This is a genomic window from Rheinheimera pacifica, from assembly GCF_900108485.1.
Lineage (GTDB): Bacteria > Pseudomonadota > Gammaproteobacteria > Enterobacterales > Alteromonadaceae > Alishewanella > Alishewanella pacifica.
The window spans coordinates 13,458-35,851 of record NZ_FNXF01000011.1; the positions used below are offsets into that span (position 1 = coordinate 13,458).

Annotated in this window: 18 protein-coding genes; 14 read left to right on the top strand and 4 right to left on the bottom strand. The window is 50.2% G+C overall.

The window, feature by feature from the left end:
- Positions 1 to 43 precede the first annotated feature (43 nt).
- A complete protein-coding gene (locus tag BLW68_RS13705) occupies positions 44 to 502 on the top strand; it encodes a hypothetical protein (RefSeq protein ID WP_092794396.1) in 459 nt (152 codons plus the stop codon).
- Positions 503 to 542: 40 nt separating this feature from the next.
- On the opposite strand, the gene BLW68_RS13710 is transcribed toward BLW68_RS13705, so the two are convergent.
- Positions 543 to 1,628, bottom strand: coding sequence for an AI-2E family transporter (locus tag BLW68_RS13710; protein ID WP_092794399.1), 1,086 nt, complete (start codon positions 1,626 to 1,628; stop codon positions 543 to 545).
- A gap of 58 nt (positions 1,629 to 1,686) precedes the next feature.
- On the bottom strand, positions 1,687 to 2,925 hold the full coding sequence (locus BLW68_RS13715) for a DUF819 family protein (RefSeq protein ID WP_092794778.1): 1,239 nt from the start codon (positions 2,923 to 2,925) through the stop codon (positions 1,687 to 1,689).
- A gap of 206 nt (positions 2,926 to 3,131) precedes the next feature.
- On the opposite strand from BLW68_RS13715, the gene BLW68_RS13720 reads away from it, so the two are divergent.
- Complete coding sequence (locus BLW68_RS13720) at positions 3,132 to 5,177, top strand: alpha/beta hydrolase family protein (protein WP_092794403.1); 2,046 nt, start codon at positions 3,132 to 3,134, stop codon at positions 5,175 to 5,177.
- Positions 5,178 to 5,218: 41 nt separating this feature from the next.
- Here the strand turns inward: BLW68_RS13720 and BLW68_RS13725 are convergent, their stop codons facing one another.
- Positions 5,219 to 5,566 (bottom strand): HopJ type III effector protein, encoded by a 348-nt coding sequence (locus tag BLW68_RS13725; RefSeq protein ID WP_092794407.1) that lies wholly within the window; start codon positions 5,564 to 5,566, stop codon positions 5,219 to 5,221.
- A gap of 185 nt (positions 5,567 to 5,751) precedes the next feature.
- Here BLW68_RS13725 and BLW68_RS13730 point away from each other — a divergent pair, with 185 nt between their 5' ends.
- Together BLW68_RS13730 and BLW68_RS13735 are read left to right on the top strand one after the other, a co-directional pair.
- Positions 5,752 to 7,125 carry a DNA-3-methyladenine glycosylase 2 family protein gene (locus BLW68_RS13730; protein WP_092794410.1) on the top strand — a complete coding sequence of 458 codons (1,374 nt, stop codon included), beginning with the start codon at positions 5,752 to 5,754 and terminating at the stop codon, positions 7,123 to 7,125.
- Between the two features lies 1 nt (position 7,126).
- Complete coding sequence (locus tag BLW68_RS13735; protein WP_092794413.1) at positions 7,127 to 7,594, top strand: methylated-DNA--[protein]-cysteine S-methyltransferase; 468 nt, start codon at positions 7,127 to 7,129, stop codon at positions 7,592 to 7,594.
- Positions 7,595 to 7,623: 29 nt separating this feature from the next.
- Here the strand turns inward: BLW68_RS13735 and BLW68_RS13740 are convergent, their stop codons facing one another.
- Complete coding sequence (locus BLW68_RS13740; protein WP_092794416.1) at positions 7,624 to 8,160, bottom strand: outer membrane beta-barrel protein; 537 nt, start codon at positions 8,158 to 8,160, stop codon at positions 7,624 to 7,626.
- Between the two features lie 218 nt (positions 8,161 to 8,378).
- On the opposite strand from BLW68_RS13740, the gene BLW68_RS13745 reads away from it, so the two are divergent.
- The 10 genes from BLW68_RS13745 to lnt all read left to right on the top strand — a co-directional run bounded on the left by BLW68_RS13745 (position 8,379) and on the right by lnt (position 22,322).
- Entirely contained in the window at positions 8,379 to 9,266 is an 888-nt protein-coding gene (locus tag BLW68_RS13745) for a pirin family protein (protein WP_092794418.1), read from the top strand.
- Between the two features lie 91 nt (positions 9,267 to 9,357).
- Positions 9,358 to 10,068: a 5'-methylthioadenosine/S-adenosylhomocysteine nucleosidase gene (mtnN, locus tag BLW68_RS13750; RefSeq protein ID WP_092794421.1), complete on the top strand. Its 711-nt coding sequence runs from the start codon at positions 9,358 to 9,360 to the stop codon at positions 10,066 to 10,068.
- Between the two features lie 34 nt (positions 10,069 to 10,102).
- Entirely contained in the window at positions 10,103 to 11,026 is a 924-nt protein-coding gene (locus BLW68_RS13755) for a cobalamin biosynthesis protein CobD/CbiB (protein ID WP_143039969.1), read from the top strand.
- 123 nt (positions 11,027 to 11,149) lie between these two features.
- Positions 11,150 to 15,652 (top strand): EAL domain-containing protein, encoded by a 4,503-nt coding sequence (locus BLW68_RS13760; RefSeq protein WP_092794427.1) that lies wholly within the window; start codon positions 11,150 to 11,152, stop codon positions 15,650 to 15,652.
- A gap of 110 nt (positions 15,653 to 15,762) precedes the next feature.
- Complete coding sequence (locus BLW68_RS13765) at positions 15,763 to 16,608, top strand: DMT family transporter (protein WP_092794432.1); 846 nt, start codon at positions 15,763 to 15,765, stop codon at positions 16,606 to 16,608.
- A 304-nt stretch (positions 16,609 to 16,912) separates the two neighbouring features.
- The gene (gene miaB, locus BLW68_RS13770; protein ID WP_092794435.1) at positions 16,913 to 18,346 is read left to right on the top strand and encodes a tRNA (N6-isopentenyl adenosine(37)-C2)-methylthiotransferase MiaB; all 1,434 of its coding nucleotides are present in this window, start codon (positions 16,913 to 16,915) and stop codon (positions 18,344 to 18,346) included.
- 45 nt (positions 18,347 to 18,391) lie between these two features.
- On the top strand, positions 18,392 to 19,396 hold the full coding sequence (locus BLW68_RS13775) for a PhoH family protein (RefSeq protein WP_092794439.1): 1,005 nt from the start codon (positions 18,392 to 18,394) through the stop codon (positions 19,394 to 19,396).
- On the top strand, positions 19,396 to 19,857 hold the full coding sequence (ybeY, locus tag BLW68_RS13780; protein ID WP_092794442.1) for an rRNA maturation RNase YbeY: 462 nt from the start codon (positions 19,396 to 19,398) through the stop codon (positions 19,855 to 19,857). Before BLW68_RS13775 ends, ybeY begins: the two co-directional genes overlap by 1 nt.
- Positions 19,858 to 19,890: 33 nt before the next feature.
- Positions 19,891 to 20,763, top strand: coding sequence for a CorC family transporter (locus tag BLW68_RS13785; protein WP_092794444.1), 873 nt, complete (start codon positions 19,891 to 19,893; stop codon positions 20,761 to 20,763).
- A gap of 5 nt (positions 20,764 to 20,768) precedes the next feature.
- On the top strand, positions 20,769 to 22,322 hold the full coding sequence (lnt, locus tag BLW68_RS13790; protein WP_245728344.1) for an apolipoprotein N-acyltransferase: 1,554 nt from the start codon (positions 20,769 to 20,771) through the stop codon (positions 22,320 to 22,322).
- Positions 22,323 to 22,394 lie beyond the last annotated feature (72 nt).

Consider the following 22,394-nt stretch of genomic DNA (forward strand, 5'->3'; position numbering starts at 1 on the left):
CCTTAATAAAGCTGCCGTTTACAGGTGCCCTGCAGGAGCCACAATGAGCGAACATGAAATTATTATTCTGTTGCGGGATCCGCAACAACAGCCAACCGCAGACATTGTCGCTGCTACCAAGGCATTTATCGCCGGGCTGTTTCCTGCGGCAGAACATATAGACGTTACCTGCACGGACGAAGTACGTTATTACGACTGCGGCGGCAATTTTGAGCATATTCATTGTCCGGCCTGCCAGACAGAGCTAAGCGTGGAACAATGGCACAGCCTGATGGACGCAGACTACAATGCCGAAAGCAATAGCTTTGCCATGCAACAATTGGCGTTGCCGTGCTGTGGCAAACTCTGCAATTTAAATCAGCTGCAGTACTCTTTTGAGCAAGGCTTTGGCCGTTTTGCCATCATTATGGATAACAGTGTCGGTGCGGTTGATGCGGCCACGCAGGCAGCAATAGAAGTATTTTTAGGCAAGCAGCCGGTAAAAATTATCTACCGGCATTAGGGCGTGTTGAGTAAGCGCTATAAGCAGGCTTTAGCCCTGCTTAGCTTTTATCCTGCTTTTCCAGAAAGTCTCTAAACTCAATGGTGTAAAGCTTAATCAATACATGGGTCAGCGCAAATATAATCGGGCCGTAAATCAAGCCAATAACGCCAAATAACTGCAAACCACCAATAAGTGACAGGAAAAGCACCAGTGTGCTCATATTGGACGTACCCTGCATCAGAATAGGCCGTAAAAAGTTATCAATAGAGCCAACCAGTATGGCGCCCCACAAGGTTAAAAATAATGCCCAGGGCCAGTCGCCGGTAAGTAATAAATATAAACTGGCAGGAACCCAGATTAACGCGGCACCGACCAACGGGATTAATGACGCAAACACCATTATTGTTCCCCAGAACAACCCCGGCATACCAACAATAGCCATACCAATGCCACCCGCAGCCCCCTGAGCTAACGCGGTCAAAAACGTTCCCAGTACTGCAGAGCGCGCAACGGTGTTGGCTTCAGTGAGTAATTTTTCTTCCTGCGAACGGGCCAGCGGTAATATCCAGAACAGGCTTTCAATAATTTTTTTGTGGTCACGCAGCAGAAAAAACAGCACAAATAACATCAGGAAAAAACTGATAATTATCCCGGTTACGTCGCCAACCACTTTGGTACTTAAATCAAGCAGTTCTTTACTAAAGCCTGAAGCAAACTCAGTTAATCTGTTAATAATGTCTCTGATACTGAAATCACCAACGGGTAAAAAGTCATTTAGTCTTTCAATGCCATTCTTAATAAAGGGCTGTTGCAGCAAAGCTTCGGCTTTGCCATCTTCAACCCATTGGTAACTTTGTTTAGCAAACGTAATACTTTGCTGAACTATCGCCATTAACACAACAGTAGCCGGCACCAGGATCACCACCACCAGCAAGGAACAGGTTATGGTCGATGCCAGGTTAGGTTTATCAGGCAATTTACGCACAATTTTCTGATGCACAGGAAAACACAGTAACGACAGTACGAATGCCAAAACTACCGGGCCAATAAAGGGTGCTATCAGCAGATAACTGGCATACAGCGCCAGTAATAAGAAGATAATCAGCACCCAATGGCCAGGCTCAATTTTAACTTGGTTACTCACAGGTAGAACTCCCTTTTCTGCTTACTGCACGACTATTTTATGTTACGGCTACTTTATGTTAGGGCGCAACCTGCTGCATAATCAGGCCGCAAATATAAGCACCATAAGTACCAAGGCCATACCCCAGCACTGCCAGTAATACACCAACAGGGGCTAAAGACGGATGAAACGCAGCGGCGACCACCGGTGCTGACGCCGCACCACCGACATTAGCCTGGCTACCCACCGCCATATAAAACATCGGCGCTTTTATTAAGCGGGCAACAACGAGCAATAATACCGCGTGCACTAACATCCAGATGATACCGACTAAAAACATCAGCTTATTACTGAAAATCGCCGTAACATCCATATGCATACCTATGGTGGCGACCAGGATATATAAAAACGCCGAGCCCACTTTGGATGCACCTACCGCTTCCAGTTTGCGCACCCGGGTAGTAGACAAATACAGCCCCACAGTAGTGGCAATAACCACCAGCCAGAAGAAGGTGCTGGTTAAACTGTACATAGCCAGCTGCGGCGCTACCCTCTCTATCCAGGGCGCAATAATATCGGCTAATGCATGAGACAACCCGGTTACGCCAAACGCTACTGCCACAATCAGCATAATGTCGTTTAAATTAGGAATACGGGCATTTTGTGCCTGATATTGCTCAATTTTCTGCCGCAGGTTCATAATGCCACGGGTGTCAGCACCGTTTTTGCGATCAAAAAACTCTGCCCGGCTGGCAATAAACAGCAATACTGCCATCCAGACGTTGGCGACCAGCACATCCACGGTGATCATGACAGAAAAAATATTGCCATCAACATTAAACACTTCTTTCATTGCCGCCTGATTCGCGCCACCGCCAATCCAGCTACCGGCGATGGTTGTCATGCCGCGCCAGACATCACCACCCAGTTCCTGTGGAAAAAAGTAGCCGACACTCATCAGTGCAATGGGCCCGCCAATAACAATACCCAAAGTACCGGTTAAAAACATGATTAATGCTTTAGGACCAAGGCCAAGAATGGCTTTAAAATCAACGCTCAGAGTTAACAGCACCAGACTGGCCGGCAGCAAATAGCGTGACGCCATTTTGTAGAGTGATGAACCTTCGCCGTCAATCACGCCAAAGCTGTTAAACAGCGAGGGAATGAAATAACACAACAACAGTGCCGGCACATATTTGTAAAAAGCTTTAAAGAAGCGGTTATCGCTATGGCTGGTATAAAACACGACCCCCAAAATGGTTGCCATTAAACCAAGTACCACTGCATCGTTAGTGATAAGTACGCTGGATTCTTGCATCGGATACCCTGAAAAATAGTTAGTAATTAGCTGCGGTTTTATGACACCGCTTTTTGCGCAAACATACCACAGCGCTACCTGTTCACAAAGCTGTAGCCGTTGTTCTGCCGCAATACTGCGGCAATCCGACAACAGAAACTAGAGCTTCGGCAGATTTTATGCTGTTATGTTGCGGCAAAACACACCATAAAACGCATGGAGGAAGAATGCGAAACCTTACCGGGAGCATCACACTACTGCTGGCATTTGCCTGCACAGCTGTTGCAGCTAAACCTATTACGCTGGAACAAACTGTCGGCATACAACATGTCACTCAACTGGTTGTAAGCAACGACGGCAATTACACCGCGTTTATCCGTAACCGGCCACGCAACCCTTACAGCGAGAATGATGGCTCCAGCCACCATGAATTATTTCTGCTCGACAAAAATGGCAACGAAACCCCCTTTGTCACCGGCGATGGCCGGGTTGGTAATATTAAGTTCAGCGCCGACAATACGCAGCTGTATTTCACCGCTAAAAGAGGCGATGACAAATTTACCAGCCTGTACCGCATAGCGGTTAGTGGTGGCGAAGCGCAAAAAGTACTGAGCCTGCCCAACAATATCAGCAGCTACGATATCAGTGCCGACGGCAACTATCTGGCCTTGCTGGCCAGGCCGGCGGAAGCAAAACAGCAGGCAGAATTAAAAAAGAAAGGTTTTAAAGCCGAGGTGTATGAAGAAGATTTAATCAACACCCAGTTGTGGCTGGCGCAACTGCAGCAACGGCCGTTGAAAGCTGACACTGTGCCGATCGATGGCAATGTGTTGTCGGTGGCATTTGCGCCAAAACAACAGCAGTTGCTGGTACGTGTAGCGCCCACGGCACTGATTGACGATAACTACATGGCCAGCCAGTACCAGTTGGTTGATTTTAGCGGCAAGGTGCAACAACGTTTTGCCACTGTCGGTAAACTGGACAAAGCCGAACTGTCACCAGATGGCAGCAAACTGGCGCTGATTGGCAGCGAAGATATCCACGACCCTTCAGCCGGGCGTTTAATACTGGCTGATGTAAAAAGTGCCAGCCTGAGCGAGCTGCTGCCCAACTATGCAGGCCACGTGCAGGACATTGCCTGGCGCAGCAATAATGAACTGCTATATGTTGGCCATATTGGTACTGAAGCAGAACTGGGCGTTGTTAATGCACGCAGCGGCAAAGCCAGCCAACTGGTAAAACCCGGTTCAGGCATTATTACCCGCGTAGCACAGCCGGCAAATGCCAAACACAGTGCGCTGCTTGTTAACACAGCCGCTCACCCAACTGAAGTTTATCGCCTCAGTGGCAATAAGCTTAACCGGCAAACAAACTCTAACCCCTGGCTGGCCGACATTAGCATGCCAAAACAGGAAACCATCAGGCACACAGCCAACGACGGTGTTGAGCTGGAGGGCATTCTGGTCTATCCGCTGGATTATCAGCAAGGCCAGCGCTACCCGCTGATCATGGTGGTACATGGTGGGCCGGAAGCGCATATGTCTAACGGCTGGCTCGACCGCTACGCCAGCCCGGTAAAACTGGCCGCCAGTGAAGGTTATATGCAGTTTTTCCCTAACTACCGCGGCAGTACCGGCCGGGGTGTGGCATTTTCCAAGCTGGGGCAAAATGATTACGCCGGCAAAGAATTTGATGATTTAGTCGATGCTAAAAATTATCTGGTTGCACAAGGGCTGGTTGATGCCGCCAAAGTGGGTATTACCGGTGGCTCTTATGGTGGATATGCGTCGGCCTGGGCTGCCACCAAGCAAACAGAGCACTTTGCCGCCAGCGTTATGTTTGTTGGCATCAGTAATAATTTATCTAAATTTGGCACCACAGATATCGCCAATGAAATGCATTTGGTACATGCCCGCAGTTACCCGTGGCAAAAATGGCAATGGTATTTAGAGCGCAGCCCGATTTACCATGCAGAACAAGCCAAAACCCCCATTTTGATTATGCACGGTAAAGAAGACACCCGCGTACACCCCAGCCAATCAATGGAGTTATACCGCTACTTAAAAACCCACGGCAAAGTGCCGGTACGCTTAGTGCTGTATCCGGGTGAAGGCCACGGCAACCAGAAAGCTGCAGCCCAGCTGGATTACGGTATGCGCCTGATGCGCTGGATGGATCATTTCTTAAAGCAGGGTAATAAAGATTTGCCACCGCATGAGCTGCCACACGCTGACAATATAAAAGCAGCAACGAAAGAAAAAGACGCGGCCTAGAAGCCGGATAACGGAAGATGCCCGGCTTGCCGGGCATTTTTTTACTCAGCCGCTTTAGCGCTTAACGCTGGTGCTGCAAACGCCACGCCATCCCAGCCGGTGCGGATAAAATTACGGATATTCTGATGATCTGTGCCTTTGGGGGTATCCAGTACAGTGCGGTAGTAATCGCCAAATAAAAATAACGTTTGCGGTGCCGATAACTGGTGCAGCAAACCAAAAGCCAATATTTTGCACGAACCGTTATTTTCACCGGCAGCGTTGTGTAACTCGCCATTTTTAAACGCTACCGGCGTAAACTGGTACAACGCATCGATAAGCGCAATACTTTGCTCGAAACTGATACTGTCGGGTTCAGTACTCAACTGAATAAAAAAATGCTCTAGCATAGGAACTCCTGTTCGTTATGGCCAAGCGGGCCTGCGGTAATCTGCTGATACTAAGCGTTGCCTTTAAGCTTAGCAACAACACAAATAATGAAGTAACACATCTTTACTATTGAGTACCGGATCCGGCTAACGTCATGGTTATTGCCTGATATACTCTGGCCATTATCCGTAAGCCGGACCACATTATGTTAAGCACCGATATCTGCCAGCAGGCACGCCTGGCAAGAGATGCCCGCTTTGATGGCCTGTTTTTTACAGCAGTAAAAAGCACCGGTATTTATTGCCGCCCTATTTGCCCGGCAAAAGCACCGGCCGAGGCCCAGGTTAGCTATTATTTTTCATCAGCTGCTGCCTGCGCAGCCGGTTACCGGCCATGTCTGCGTTGCCGGCCAGACAGTGCACCTGGCTCTGCCGCCTGGCAAGGTACAGATACGACCTTACAACGCGCCTTAAAACTGATTGATGCAGGCGCATTACAGCAACAAAACCAGACACAACTGGCAGAACGGCTTGGTATAAGTGAGCGTTACCTGCGCAAAATGTTTCAGCAGCAACTGGGGCTGGCGCCAAAACACTATGCCATTACCCAGCAAGTGTTATTTGCCAAAAAACTGCTGCATGAAACAGCTCTGCCTATCAGTGCCATTGCTTATCAGGCTGGTTTTAACAGTGTCCGGCGTTTTAACGATGCCTTTAAACAACAACTGCAACTTAGCCCCGGCGCTATTCGCCGGCGGCATGACAGTCCTGAGCCGGAGCTGATCCAGCTGGAGCTGAGTTACCGCCCGCCACTGGCCTGGCACACTATGCTGCAGTTTTGGCAGGCGCGCACGCTGGACGGTATCGATTGGGTAGATCAGCAAAGCTATGGCCGCACGTTCAGCTATCAACAGAGTGCAGGCTGGTTTGAAGTAACGCCGAAAACGGACAGCAGCTTACAGCTGAATCTGCACTGGCCCGCTAAACAAGGGCTATTTGGCCTGGTGCAGCAACTACGCCGCCTGCTGGATCTGGATGCCAATATGTTGCAGATAGAGCACCAGTTGCAGCAGCATGCTTTATTTAGCCAAGGCATAATCAGCGGCCTGCGTATTCCTGGCTTATGGTGCAGCTGGGAAGCGGGCGTCAGGGCCATACTGGGGCAGCAGGTTAGTGTTGCCGGTGCCCGCACCCAGCTTAATCGTTTAGTGCAGGCCTTGGCTGAGCCGGTGGCCGGTGACAAAAAACTGTTCCCTACCCCGCAGGCCGTAGCGCAAAGCGACCTGGAAATGATAAAAGTGCCACAAGCGCGGCGCGACACGCTAAAAGCCCTGGCGCACTTTGTGATGGCAACACCTGATGCATCACCGCAGCAATGGCTCAGTATTAAAGGCATCGGCCCCTGGACGGTAAACTACGCCTGCCTGCGCGGTTTATCTGCCAGTGATATCTGGCTGGCCGGCGATCTTGGTGTGCAAAAAGCACTGGCCCGTAATGGTAATGCTGCCACTGATACCAGTAGCCTGGCGCCGTGGCGCAGCTATGCCACCTTTCAGTTATGGTTTAGTCCCGGAGATTAATATGTTTAGCCAATATATCGACAGCCCGTTAGGGCCGGTACATATTTTAGCAACCGCTAGTGGTATCACTGCCATCAGCTTTGTGCCCACGCGCCAGGCAGCGGAGCAACCTTCAGCGCTTACAACTTTGGCCGCGCAACAGCTCAGTGCCTATTTTGCCGGCACCTTAAGCCATTTCAGCTTACCGCTGACAGCCAGTGGTACGGTATTTCAGCAACAGGTATGGCGCCAGCTGTGTGCTATACCTTTTGGCCAAACCTGCAGCTATGCCGATATTGCCCGTGGCATCAGCAATGTTAAAGCAGTAAGAGCAGTAGGTGCCGCTAATGGCCGCAACCCTATTGCGATAGTGGTGCCGTGTCATCGTGTGATAGGCGCCAACGGCACTTTAACCGGTTATGCCGGTGGGCTGGATAAAAAAGCCTGGCTGCTAAAACACGAACAGCGCCAAAAGGCGCTGTTCGGTTAAACGGTTGTGCAGTAAAAAACAGTAGCAGATCAGAACTGGTAAGACACACCGAAACGGAATTCGTTTTTAGTGTCACCGCTGTTTAGCGCCACATTGCTGCGAATGGCCCAGTCCGGGCTCAGGTGATAAGCGATACCGCCGGCAAAACTGCCATAATTATCGCCAATAGAGTGATAACTGGCTTCAGAGTAAAGTTCTACCTGCGGTGTTAACGGGTGACGTACACCCACACCACCATAACCACCAGAGTCATCTGCATCACCTGATGCATTTTGAAAACCGGCCAGAATATAAGTTTGGGTATTAGGCGAAAAATCCAGTTTAAAACCGGTTAAGTAATTTACACCCACCTTCAGCATGTTAGCATCAAACGGGCCTTGCGATACGCGGGCAAACTCGGCGTCCAGCACCCAGTTTCTGTCCAGGCGGTATGAAGCTTCAACATAAGGGCCATCCGGGCCAATATCAGTGTAACCTGCACCAACATAATCCCATTTGATGTTAGCCTGGGCACCGGCGGCAAAAACTGCGGCAATGATACTTGCTGATACGATTGATTTTTTCATCTTATACTCCTAGGTTTCTCACACTGAGTCACACTTAAATTGCAACGTGAGACTTATTTTTATTAAGGCACAGCTTAGTCTCAGCGTCTTAACGCTGGCTGAACCCACCAGCCTGGTGCAAACATTCTAATTTTTAGAATGCTTAGTGGTGAATAATGTAATTTTCTTTCCATTAACGCTAAGCTTTAATAGCAAGCATTATTTCTGGAGAAACCATAATGACTACACGCACAGTGCAACGCCTGATCCCTGCAATCCAGGCATCAGATGGCGCCGGGGTAAAAATTAAGCGCAGCCTGGGGCAAAACCAGCATACCCGGCTGGATCCGTTTTTAATGCTGGATTTTTTCGGCTCAGACCAGGCCGGAGATTATATTAAAGGCTTCCCACCGCACCCTCACCGTGGTTTTGAAACAGTAACCTATATGCTGGCAGGCCACATGTTGCATGAGGATCATCTGGGTAATCAGGGCCATCTTAAAAGCGGTGGCGTACAATGGATGACCGCAGGCCGGGGTATTATCCACTCAGAAATGCCACAGCAAGACGCTGGCTTAATGCAAGGTTTTCAGTTATGGCTAAATCTGCCTGCAGCAGAAAAAATGAAACCCGCGGCTTATGTTGATATCAGCCCGGAGTTGATCCCGCAGATAACCTTAGCGCAAGGCCAAGCCAAAGTGATTGCAGGCACTTTGCAAACCGCTGATATCCAGCAAAGAGGGCCGATACAGGGCTTAACCACCGAGCCGCAGTATTACGATTTACACCTGACCGCCGGGCAGACAATAACGCTGCAACTGGCGCTGACTCACAGTGCTTTTGTTTACCCCTATGCCGGCGATATTAACGTGGTAGATGATAAAGAGCAGCGCAAAGTGCCCCAGCACCATGCCGGTGTGCTAACTAACGGCACGGCGCTAACCTTGTATGCCGAGCACGATTGCCGTTTATTAGTACTGGCAGCAGCACCTATTGGCGAGCCGATAGTGCAGTATGGCCCTTTTGTAATGAACTCTATGGCCGAAATTGAACAGGCCATCAGTGATTATCAGCAAGGCCGCCTGACCGACAATAAAGTGGCAAACACCATTGAGCTGGCCCGGTAAAGGGTTTAAACAACGCTTTAGATAATGAAAAGCGGGATTTTGTCAGCCCGGCGTTTTATACTAACGCCTTTGTAATGACAGAGACTGCAGCATGCAATTAATCGGTATTATCGGCGCCATGGAGCCGGAAGTGGCGCTGTTGCGCCAGCAAATCGTTGATGTAGAAACTACTGAGTTGGGTTCTTACGTATTTTACAGCGGCCGCCTCAATGGCGTAGCTGTTGTGCTGGTGCAATCCGGTATCGGTAAAGTTGCCGCTGCAGTTGCCACTACTTTAATGATCCAGCATTTTAAACCAGACGCTGTTATTAATACCGGTTCAGCCGGTGGTTTTGACCCGCAATTAAGTGTTGGTGATGTCGTTATCAGCACCGAAGTACGCCACCATGATGTTGACGTTACCGCCTTTGGCTATGAAATAGGCCAGGTGCCACAAATGCCCGCCGCTTATATACCGCACCCGGCTCTGGTAGCTGCTGCCGAACAAAGTATTAAATTACTGGGTTATTGCAAAACCAAACAAGGGCTTATTGCTACCGGCGACAGCTTTATCTGTGATCCGGCGCGCATAGCTGTTATCCGTCAGCAGTTCCCAACCATGCTGGCAGTTGAAATGGAAGGCGCCGCTATTGCTCAGGTATGTCATATGCTGCACACACCTTTTGTGGTGATCAGAAGCTTAAGCGATATAGCCGGTAAAGAATCGCCACAATCTTTCGAAGCCTATCTGGAGGTAGCCTCAAAAAACAGTTCAGCCATGGTTGCTGAACTGATTAGCAGCCTGGCCGGTGTAAGCCTGTAACGTGCTGCCAACAGGGCTTTGGTTTGCGCCATTAATGCTGCTGGCCGTAGTGCTGGCAGCTAACTGGTTTAGCTTGCCTGCGGCCTATCATCCGTTAACACTGTTTCGTTATTATGCCCGGCAACTGGCAAAAAAAGTTCATCCTGATCCTAACCGGCCGCCACAGCAGCAGCTGATCTCCGGCAACCTGGCCGTGATTGTCGCCACAGCGCCGCCGTTATTGCTATGCTACAGCCTGTATCAGTTCTCTGAGCTGCCGCAACTGCTCGATGCCCTGCTGCTGTATATCAGCCTGGACTGGCAACAACAGCGTAAACACATTCTTAGCGTTAGCGATAGCCTCAAACGCGGCCAGCTAATGCTGGCAAAAGAGCAAGCGACAAAACTCGTGCTGCGCGACACCAGCCGCCTGACAGCAATGGGTATTAGTAAAGCCATGCTGGAAAGCACAGTACTGCGTAATACTAAACTGATGCTGGGTGTGTGCTGCTGGTTTTTAGTGGGCGGTGGTATTGCCGCCCTGGCATACCGGCTGTTGCAGGAATTGGCCCAGCAATGGAATAGTAAACTGCCGTTAAACACTCACTTTGGCGTACCTGCTGCCTGGCTTGCCACTATTACTGCCGCCCCGGCGATGCTAATTGGTAGTGTTATTCTGGCTTTGCAGCATGGTATCAACCGCTGCTATAAGCAAATTCGTCAGATACCACGGCTTAAGATTAACGCTCTGTCTTTTTTACTGCTGTGTTGCACCAGCGTAGCAGTGCGCTGCAATATTGGCGGCCCGGTTTATTATGGCAATACTAAACTGCAGCGCAGCCGTATACCGTACCAGCGCGACCCCGCCTGGCAGGACATTGGCAACGCCGTGCGGGTTGTGCATTTTGTTCAGCTGTATTTTATGCTGCTGGCACTAAGCGTAACCTTAGTGCAATTGGCACTGCTTTGGTTGAAATAGCAACGATAACGGGTGCTGTCGTCAGAAAACTGGACAAGCTATTCACTCTCAGTATATGTTCTGCACAACAATGCAGATGTAGCAGCAATAATAATAATCACGCTACAGTGAACGGGAGTTTCAGTGAATTTTGTGCAGCCTTTGATGCGTATTGCAGCCCTGTTTCTGATGTTGGCTGTGTTCAACTTAGCTGCGGCCCCGCTATTGCGCCCACTGACACCGGATCAGGGGCTGACACAGGGTTCAGTTAACGATTTGCTGCTGGATCAGGAAGGTTTTCTCTGGCTGGCTACCGAGGGTGGCCTTAACCGTTTTGACAGTAACCATGTGGTGCAGGTGGGCACGGCAGTTGCCAGTTTAAAAGAAATTTCATTTACCCGTTTATTGCAGGACAACAGCGGCAGCATTTTCGCCGCTACCGCTACCGGCGATCTGTACCGTTTTAACCGCGCCAGTGGTTATATCGAACTGGCGGGCAGTTTACGCCAGCAGAACGACCAGACAAACAGCACTTTTATCACCGGTATGGCGTCGTACAACAGCGATAGCTTATTGCTGAGCACCCATCACGCGGTATTTCGTTTGTCGTTAACTGATGGCAGCCATGAAAAACTGTTTGATATCCGTGACGCGGGTTATAGCAACGGCTGGCTGCGCAATATTGAATATTATCAGGGCTATGCACTGATAGCCGCGTTTAATGGTGTTATTGCCGTTAACCTTAGCAACAACCAGCACCAGCACCTGCCTTATTTAGACAGCAGTATAGTGTCAGATGACCGGCTACACAGCAAATTGCTGAGTATTAAGCATAACCGTTTGTGGATAGGTACCGTCGATGGCCTGTACAGCATTAACCTTGACGATATGCTGGCTTATTTGCAGCACCAGAAGCCTTATCAGGCTAAAACTGAGCTTGCCTCGCTGAATATCTGGCAATTGAAGTGGATTGATGACCACGTCCTGATACCCACAGAGCGCGGCCTGTACCGTTTTTATCCGCAGCGGCAAAGCACTGAATTTGTGCTGCGCTTCAGCGATGCCAACCTGGGCTTATTTGAAAACACTATTATTGATATTGTGGCCGACAAAGCCGGTGGCTACTGGCTGGCCTCGCGTGACAATGGCGCCTATTACTGGCATCCGCGCAGCCAGGCCTTTAGCCAGATTGTCCGCACTGATAACGATAACACCACGCTTAGCAGTAATGTGGTTTACAGCCTGTTGGCCAGCGACAGCCAGACACTGTGGATAGGTACTGCCAATGGCCTGAATAAAAATCAGCTACATAACGGTACAAACACCAGCTATTTAGTAAACCCGGACCCCAAAGCCATTCAGCATGACGGCACTATTTACGCTATTTACCCGGCCGATAACCACAACCTGTGGCTGGTTAACGCCAACGGCCTGCGCTTGTTTGATACCGCCACCGCCAGCCTGCAAATACCCTCCAATATCAAAGAAAGTGACAAACATTATTTAAACGCCAGAAACAGCAGTTATTTTCTGTATCAGCAGCAGTGGTATTTCTTTTACGATACCAAACTTATGCGTTACACACCGGCCAACGGCACAGTTGAAGACATTAGTAGTGATTTCAGTGCATCCAGTGACAGCCGCGGCACTATTTTGGGCGTTTACACCGGCAAAAGCATGGGGTTGCTGGTGGCAAAACCGGATGAAATCTGGCTGTGGCAGCCACAAACTAACAGCCAGCGTCTGATCTACCAGGCACCCGGTTACCAACCTATGCTGGGCCGTATTGCCAACTCGATGCAGCAGGATAAACAAGGCCGGTTGTGGATCAGTATGTCAGGCGTAGGTTTGCTAGGTTTTGCCACAGACACACTGGAGCTACTGCACTTTTATAGCGTAGACGACACCTTGCTATCAGATGCGGTGTACAACCTGCAACTGGATGCACATGATGATATCTGGTTTTCCAGCCATTATGGCCTGGCCCGGCTTGATACCAATACTCTGCAAATTGAGTTTTTTACCCGCGATGACGGTATTTATACCCATGAATATAATGGCGGCGCAGTTACTACACTTGCTGACGGCCGGCTGGCCTTTGGCAGCATGCGCGGTGTAACACTGGTAGATCCGGCACGGCTACAGCAACAAAGCGCCGAGCCAAGCGTTATTATTACCAGCCTCAGTTTACTGTCTGGCAATTTTAAGCCGGTAAATACTAACTTAAATGAGCGGCATTTTAGCTTGTCGCATAAAGATCTTGGCATCACGCTGCAATTTAGCGCGATGAATTTTAGCAACCAGCATAAAATGCGTTATCGCTACTGGCTGGAAGGCAAACAAAATATCAATTACCCGCCCCAGCGCGGCAACAGCGTTATTTTTCCGCAGCTAAGCAGTGGCGATTACACCTTTAACGTCGTGGCTATTTCCCCCGAAAGCGGCACCGAAAGTGCCCCGGCCAAAATCCAATTACATATTAAACCCGCCTTCTGGCTATCCGGCTGGGCATTGCTAAGTTACGCCGCCCTGCTGACACTATTGATGTATAAAGTTTACCGGCTGCGCCGCCATCAGCATGCGCTGCTGCGCAGCATACATAATAAAGCCCTGCTAAGTGAACAGCGCTTAAAGCAAGCTTTGGCATCGGTAAACAGCGGTGCCTGGGAATGGCAGGCCGACACTAACCTGCTGTTTGCATCGCGCATTCATAGCATGCTCGGTTATAACGAAAGCATGAACCCGTTGACACTGCAGCAGCACCAAACCCTGATCCACCCTGACGACAGAGAGGGCTTCAGCACCCAGTGGGCCCGCTTTTTACAGCAGCCTGAGCAAGGCTTTGATTTTACCTACCGTATGCAACACCAAAGCGGTAACTGGTTGTGGTTTCGCGATCTGGGTAAAGCCACTGAACATGACATCGATAACAGCGTAACCAAAGTAATAGGCACCTTTAGTAACATCACCGAAACCCGCGCCAATCAGGAAAAAGCCCGTCTATTTGGCGAAGCCTTCCAGCAAACCCGCGATTGGGTGGTTATTCTGGACAACAGCCAGCGGGTCATAGCGGCAAATCAGTCTTTTGCTGATGCTTTTGGCAGCGTGGAGCAATACCTTGACCAACCCCGCACCCACCATCTGGGCATTAGTCTGGTGCGGCGACGTTTTTACACCCGGCTGTTAAAAGAAATGAAACCGGGCCAGCACTGGCAAGGGGAAGAGTTGGTTATTACTCCCGATGGCCGTGAGCGCCCGACACTGATTAACGTTAGTGCCATTGGCGAGCAGCAGGAACTGGCATTTTTCGTACTGGTGTTTACCGATATCACCGCCCAGAAAATAGCCGAAGATGAACTGCGCTACCTGGCCAATTATGATGCCCTGACCGGCCTGCCCAACCGGGCCTTATTAATGGACCGTATTTACCACGGTATTGACCAGGCCAAGCGTGACAAGCGATCCCTGGCGCTGTGCTTTATTGATCTGGACAAATTTAAACAGATTAATGACTCGCTCGGCCACGATGTCGGCGATTTATTACTAAAAGAAGTAGCCCGGCGCTTAACCCTTACCCTGCGCGACAGCGACACCGTAGCCCGCCTGGGCGGCGACGAGTTTATTGTGCTGCTTGAAGGCTATAAAACCGCAGACAATATCAGCCATGTTGCCCGTAAAATGCTGACTGTTGTCAGTGAACCCATGCAGCTAGGCACTCATACCGTTGGTGTGTCACCCAGTATTGGTATAGCCATCTATCCTGATGATGCCATTAATGCCATTGAGCTGCTAAAGCATGCAGATGTGGCGATGTACCATGCCAAAGAAGCCGGGCGTAACAACTTCCAGTTTTTTACCGCCGAAATGAACGAAAAAGCCCATATGCGGCTGGCGCGGGAAACCCGCTTACGAAAAGCACTGCAAAATGATGAATTTATTAACTTTTATCAGCCTATCGTTAATAGCCAAACCCGTCAGGTAGTGGGGGCTGAAGTGTTGATCCGCTGGCAAAGCAGTGAAGGGTTAATTTCTCCGGCAGACTTTATTCCACTGGCTGAAGAGCTGCGGCTTATTATTAATATGACACATCAGTTACTGGAAAGAGCACTGAGCGACTTACGCCAGTGGCATCAGGACGGCTATCAGCTGTATTTGTCTGTTAATTTATCTACCCAGCATCTGGAACAACCGGCACTGGTAGAGCATACCCGGTTTTTGTTGCAAAAATATCAGGTGCCAGCCAATTGCCTGCGGTTTGAAGTTACCGAAAGCGCTCTGATGCGCGACCATCAAAGTGCTATTGATACCATGCAGGCGCTTAGCGAACTGGGCGTACAACTGGCACTGGATGACTTTGGCACCGGCTACTCATCGCTAAAATATTTAAAAGAGCTGCCGATTGACGGCATTAAAATTGACCGCAGCTTTGTACAGGATATCGGCATCGACAGCAGCGATGAAACCATTATTGAAGCCATGCTCAGTATGGCCAACAGCCTGGGCATGTATTGTGTGGCAGAAGGCGTAGAAACCGAGCAACAACTGGCGTTTTTCAACCGCCGTCAATGTTACCTGATCCAGGGATATTTATTCGCCAAACCGATGCCTGCAGCAGATATTCCGGCATTTTTACAAACCGAGCTGTAACAAACGCCAGGCAGCCGCCAGATTGCGATATATTCTGCCAGCGTCTGCTGATGCCCAGCGTAGCTCTGATATACTAGCGGGCCTTATTACCCACGCTGCAGGCTGTTATATTGTCGCCGTTAGCCAAAGGAGCCTTACTACTGCTGCTGGCCGAAGCCTGCTTCGCTGGTATTGGCGCTGTAGTTAAATTTACCAGCGGCACCGCTTCAGAAGTGCAGGTGGTATTTTTCCGCAACTTTTTCGCCTTGCTGCTGATGTTGCCATTCTTGTACAAGCACGGCTTTAGTCTGCTAAAAACCCAGCGCTGGTACCTGCACCTTAGCCGCGCGTTAACCGGGCTTATCTCGATGTACTGCTTTTTCTATGTGCTGGCGCGTTTGCCGCTGGCGCAAGGCATGCTGGTATTATTGCTATCACCTTTTATTGTGCCCATTATCGCCAGATTCTGGTTAAAAGAGCGCCCCAGTCGCCTGACACTGTTTGCCATAGCACTGGGTTTTGTTGGTGTCATGCTGGCACTGCCCGGCACCGCTGGCACTGTTGATGCCATTATGCTGGTGGCGCTGGTATCTGCTGTGTTGGTAGCCGTAACCAAAACCACTATCCGCTATATGTCTGATACCGAGCCTGCGGTGCGTATTGTGTTTTACTTTTCGCTGCTTACCGCCATTTTATCTGCTGTGCCGCTGCCGTTTTACTGGCAACCACTCAATAATGAGGTATGGCTGGCTTTTATTGGTATGGGCATACTGGCAGCTATTGGCCAACTGGCGATGACGCGCGCTTACGCCGTGGCGCCAGCCAGTGATATAGGTATGTGGACTTACAGCAGCGTCATTTTTGCCGGGTTATTTGGTTATTTGTTCTGGCAGGAGCCGGTAACCATGGCCTGGTTTGCCGGTGTATTGGTTATTTTCTACGCCGGTTATATCACGACCCGGCAAAGGCTGTTATAGCGATTCTGCAAACTCATTATGAACAGGCAGGGATCGGTTTACTCTAAGTCAACCGTTGAAGGCATGGAGACTGACAAATTCGCCGGGAGCGAATTTGAACAGCTCTGCTGGTCCGCAGGATAAACTTCATGGATGAAGTTTATAGTCGAGCCCCCAGGGATGGGTTTACGGCGCGTTGACGTGGGTAAACCGATCTCAGCCCTACTTCGAAGTAGCCATTTTACGCAAGCGCTGGCAACGCGGGCCCGAACAGGCTAAAATACGCTCCCTTTTTTCCAAGTGACAATACAGGTAACGACACACAATGGGCAAAAAACTGCACATTAAAACCTGGGGCTGCCAGATGAACGAATACGATTCATCCAAAATGGCTGACCTGCTGGATGCTACCCACGGCTTTACGCTGACCGAAGAGGCAGAAGAGGCAGATGTTATTCTGCTAAACACCTGTTCTATCCGCGAGAAAGCACAGGAGAAAGTATTCCATCAGCTGGGTCGCTGGCGTCCGCTGAAGGAGAAAAACCCGAATTTAGTGATCGGTGTCGGTGGCTGCGTAGCCTCACAGGAAGGCGCGGCCATTCGTGAGCGCGCACCCTATGTTGATATCGTCTTTGGCCCGCAAACCCTGCACCGGTTGCCGGAAATGATCAACGCCGTGCGCGGCAATAAATCGCCGGTGGTGGATGTGTCCTTCCCGGAAATTGAAAAATTCGACCGCCTGCCCGAGCCCAAAGCCGATGGCCCAACCGCCTTTGTGTCGGTAATGGAAGGCTGCTCAAAATACTGTACTTTTTGCGTGGTGCCTTATACCCGCGGTGAGGAAGTCAGCCGGCCGCTGGATGATGTGTTATTTGAAATTGCCCAGCTAGCCGAACAAGGCGTGCGCGAAGTCAACCTGTTGGGCCAAAACGTTAACGGCTACCGCGGTGAAAAATTCGACGGCACTATCTGTCATTTCTCGGAATTACTGCGTTTAGTCGCCGCGATTGACGGCATTGACCGTATTCGCTACACCACCTCGCACCCGGTGGAATTTACTGACGATATTATCGAAGTATACCGCGACGTACCCGAACTGGTTGATCACCTGCACCTGCCGGTACAAAGCGGCTCTGACCGCATTTTAAACCTGATGAAACGCGGCCACACCGCGCTGGAATATAAATCGCAAATTCGTAAGCTGAAGAAAATCCGGCCGAATTTAAGCATGTCGTCTGATTTTATTATCGGCTTCCCCGGTGAAGACGATGCCGATTTCCAGGCCACCATGGATCTGATTGCTGCAATCAATTTTGATATGAGCTTCAGCTTTATTTACAGCGCCCGCCCAGGCACACCGGCAGCAGACTTGCCGGATGATGTCAGCGAAGACGCGAAAAAACAGCGGTTATATATATTGCAGGATCGCATTAACCAGCAGGCGCTGAAAATTGCCCGTGGCATGCTCGGTACCGAGCAGCGTATTCTGGTAGAAGGGCCGTCGAAAAAAGATATTATGGAACTGACCGGCCGCACCGAAAATAACCGGGTGGTTAATTTTGAAGGCTCGCCAGACATGATAGGCTGTTTTGTCGATGTGAAAATTACTGATGTATTCAGTAATTCATTGCGTGGTACGCTAATCCGCACAGAGCAGGATATGGGCTTGCGCCGTGAAATAGCACCGCAGCAAATTCTGGCGCGGCAAAAAGCGGTGCCGGTAGCAGACGTTCTTGGCGTAACCACTTTTACACCTTAACTGATCCGGGGGCATTAATGCCCCCTTTTACACTGAGGCAGGCATTTGAGCACAACTTTACATACTGCAGATTTAACGCTGGAAGGTGCTGACAACCGGCGGTTAACGCTGTTATGTGGCCCCTTTGACGATAACTTAAAACACGTTGAACGCCGTTTACTGGTTGAGATCAGCCAGCGCGACAACCAGCTTAAAATAGCTGGCCCGGCCGATAACGTTGCCGCTGCCTTGGATGTTCTGCAGCAATTGTATGCTGCCACTGCGTTGCCAGCGGCAGAGTTAACGCCTGAGCAGGTGCATTTGCTGATCAGTGAAAACTACGATATTCAGTACCAGCAACACGACGGCGAGCCGCGTGATTTTAGCCTGAAAACCAAAAAAGGCCTGATCAAACCGCGCAACCCGAATCAGGCCGCTTATGTTGGCAATGTGCTTAAACATGATGTCTGTTTTGGTATTGGCCCGGCCGGTACCGGTAAAACCTATTTAGCCGTAGCCTGTGCCGTAGACGCGCTGGAACGTAATCTGGTGCGGCGCATTGTATTAACGCGCCCGGCGGTAGAAGCCGGTGAAAAACTGGGCTTTTTACCCGGCGACTTAGCACAAAAAGTCGACCCGTACCTGCGCCCTTTGTACGACGCCCTGTTTGAAATGCTCGGCTTTGAAAAGGTCGAAAAATACCTTGAGCGCGGCATTATTGAAATTGCACCACTGGCCTATATGCGTGGCCGCACGCTGAACGACGCCTTTATTATTCTCGATGAAAGCCAGAACACCACGGTTGAACAAATGAAAATGTTTTTAACCCGCATTGGCTTTAGCTCCAAGGCGGTGATCACCGGCGATATTACTCAGGTGGATTTACCCCGCGGCCAGTATTCCGGTTTAAAACATGCCATTGATGTACTGAGCGAAGTAGACGAAATCAGCTTTAATCATTTTACCGCCAAAGACGTGGTGCGCCACCCGATAGTGCAGCGCATTGTTATGGCTTATGAAGCCTTTGAAGCCGCCAAAGCGGCAGCAGATAACGCAGCTAAAGGCCAATAATGGCAATTATTCTCGATTTACAGCTGGCCAGCACAGCAGACAATTTACCTACCGAAGAGCAGGTTCAGCAGTGGCTGGATGCGGCCATACTGCCTTTTCAGGCAGAGGCAGAAGTCACAGTGCGGATTGTTGATGATGCCGAAAGCCAGCAGCTGAATTTTGATTATCGCAGCAAAGATAAACCCACCAATGTGCTGAGTTTTCCGTTTCAGTGCCCGCCGGGCATTGAACTGCCGCTGTTGGGCGACTTAGTCATTTGCGCCCCGGTTGTGGCGGCTGAAGCAGCGGAGCAACATAAAAGCCTGCAGGCACACTGGGCACATATGGTAGTACACGGATGCTTGCATTTATTGGGCTTTGACCATATAAATGACGACGATGCCGAGCAAATGGAAGCCGAAGAAGTCACCATATTGCAGCAACTTGGCATTACTAACCCCTATTTGTTGGATAACGAATAGGTTTTTTTTGTTTTTTGGAGCAACAGTTCACCCATGAGTGACGACAATCCCCACTCTAGTCGCGGTTCTGCCGGTAAATCCTGGTTAGATCGGATCGCCAGTATCTTTAGTGCAGAACCACAAGATATATCTGACTTACAAGACATCATCAGCGAAGCGCAAACGCGAAACCTGATTGATGCCGATACCAAAAGCATGCTGGACGGCGTGCTGGATGTTTCCAGTATGCGGGCCCGCGACATTATGGTACCGCGCTCCCAGATGGCCACCATCGACATTGACGACTCCGTCGCCGATATGCTGCCCATCCTGATGGAAAACAATCACAGCCGCTATCCTGTCGTTAATGAAGACAAAGACCATATTGAAGGCATACTGCTGGTTAAAGACTTGCTGCAGTTCGCGCTGGACCCCAACGTTAACGACTGGCACCTGCGCGATTTACTGCGCCCGGCGGTGATTATCCCCGAAAGTAAACGGGTTGATGCGCTGCTAAAAGAATTCCGCCAGAAACGCTACCATATGGCCATAGTGGTTGATGAATATGGCGGTGTATCCGGCCTGGTAACCATTGAAGATATTCTGGAACAAATTGTCGGCGAAATTGAAGATGAGCACGACGATGAAGAAGAAAACGATATCAAAAAAATGGCATCCCGGGTGTTTCAGGTTAGCGCCTTAACGCCGCTGGATGAATTTAACGAATCCTTTAACACCACCTTTGATGAAGAAGACGCCGACACCATTGGCGGCATAGTGCTGCATGCCTTTGGCCATATGCCGGCTAAAGGTGAAAGCATCGAACTTGAAGGGCTAACCTTTAAGGTCAGCAAAGCTAACAGCCGCCGTTTAGTGCAGCTGCAAGTGATCCGCGCTAAAGAACCTGCCGAGACAGAGGAAAACTAACTATCTTGCGTGCTGTAATCACCAAGTTACACCAGGCCCTGCCCCACCTGCTGCTGATTGCGGCCGGTGGGGTTACTACGCTGGCCTTTGCCCCTTATACGCTCTGGTGGCTGCCACTGCTTAGCCTGGCACTGCTGGTGTTTTTACTGCAGCGTGCGCCAACGGCTAAACAAGCCGCGCTCAGAGGTTTTAGTTTTGGCCTCGGCTGGTTTGGTGTTGGCATCAGTTGGGTGCATGTCAGTATTGATCAATTCGGTGGCTTGCCGCTGGCAGGCAGCCTGGGGCTAATGGCCTTACTGGTTAGTTATTTGGCGTTATTTCCCGCCCTGGCAAGCCTGCTTAGCTATAAATTGCAACGTCCGGCGTTTACGCCACTGTTATTTGCCGCCTGCTGGACAGTGGCAGAATGGTTGCGCAGCTGGTTATTTACCGGTTTTCCCTGGCTGTCTATGGGCTACAGCCAAACCAGCAGCGGCCTGCGTGATTTCGCCCCGCTGCTTGGCGAAACCGGCATCAGCTTTTTGCTGGTTTTCTCTGCCGCAGCGCTGGCGCAGCTTTTTACCCCGCAACGTGTGCTTAGCCGCTATAGCTACGCCTTTATTGCCGGTTTATTATTTCTGTTCAGCCCGCAACTGGTTAAATTTAACGGCTGGCAGTACGGTGAGCAACAGCTGTCTGTCGCGTTGGTACAAGGCAATATCAAGCAGGATTTACGCTGGGCGCCCGAGCAGGAATGGCCCACCATGCTTAAATATATGGATATGACACGGCCAAACTTTCAGGCCGATTTAATTATCTGGCCGGAAGCGGCCATTCCGCGGCTGGAACCTGTCGCGCAGGATTTTCTTGATAACCTCAACCGTGCAGCGCTGTATCAGAATACCGCAGTCATCAGCGGCATTCTCGATTACCACAGCCAAACCGAACAAGCCTGGAACAACCTGATTGTACTGGGTAAGCGCTACACCGACTCCACTGACGGCGACTACTTTTACGGCCATGGCAACCGCTACAGCAAGCACCACTTACTACCGATAGGTGAATTTGTGCCACTGGAGAGCTTGTTACGCAAACTGGCACCTATTTTTGATTTACCGATGAGCTCGTTCAGCCGTGGCAGTTATGTGCAGCCCAACCTGGTGGCAAACAGTTACCACTTGCTGCCGGCAATTTGCTTTGAAATTGCCTTTCCAGCCCAGATAGCCGCCAATATGACCGATGCGACCCAACTGCTGCTAACAGTAAGCAATGACGCCTGGTTTGGCGACAGCATAGGCCCACACCAGCATTTGCAAATAGCGCAAATGCGCGCACTGGAGTTTGGCCGCCCGTTACTGCGCGCTACCAATACCGGCGTTACCGCCACCGTTGATGCCAGTGGTAATATCTCCGCTAAAGCCGCGCAGTTTACAGAAGCAGTGCTGCAAGACAACATACGCTTAACCAACGGCCAAACACCCTATACCCGCTTTGGCGATTGGCCGTTGGCCATATTTTGCGCCCTGTTGCTACTGCTGTTTACAGCACTTGCACTATTAAGGCGGCGTAAAAACCGCTAAATGTTAACAGTTAGCTTGTTTGCCGGCTGTACTCAGGTAAACTAAAACCACCTGAGCGTCAGTCGGCCCTTG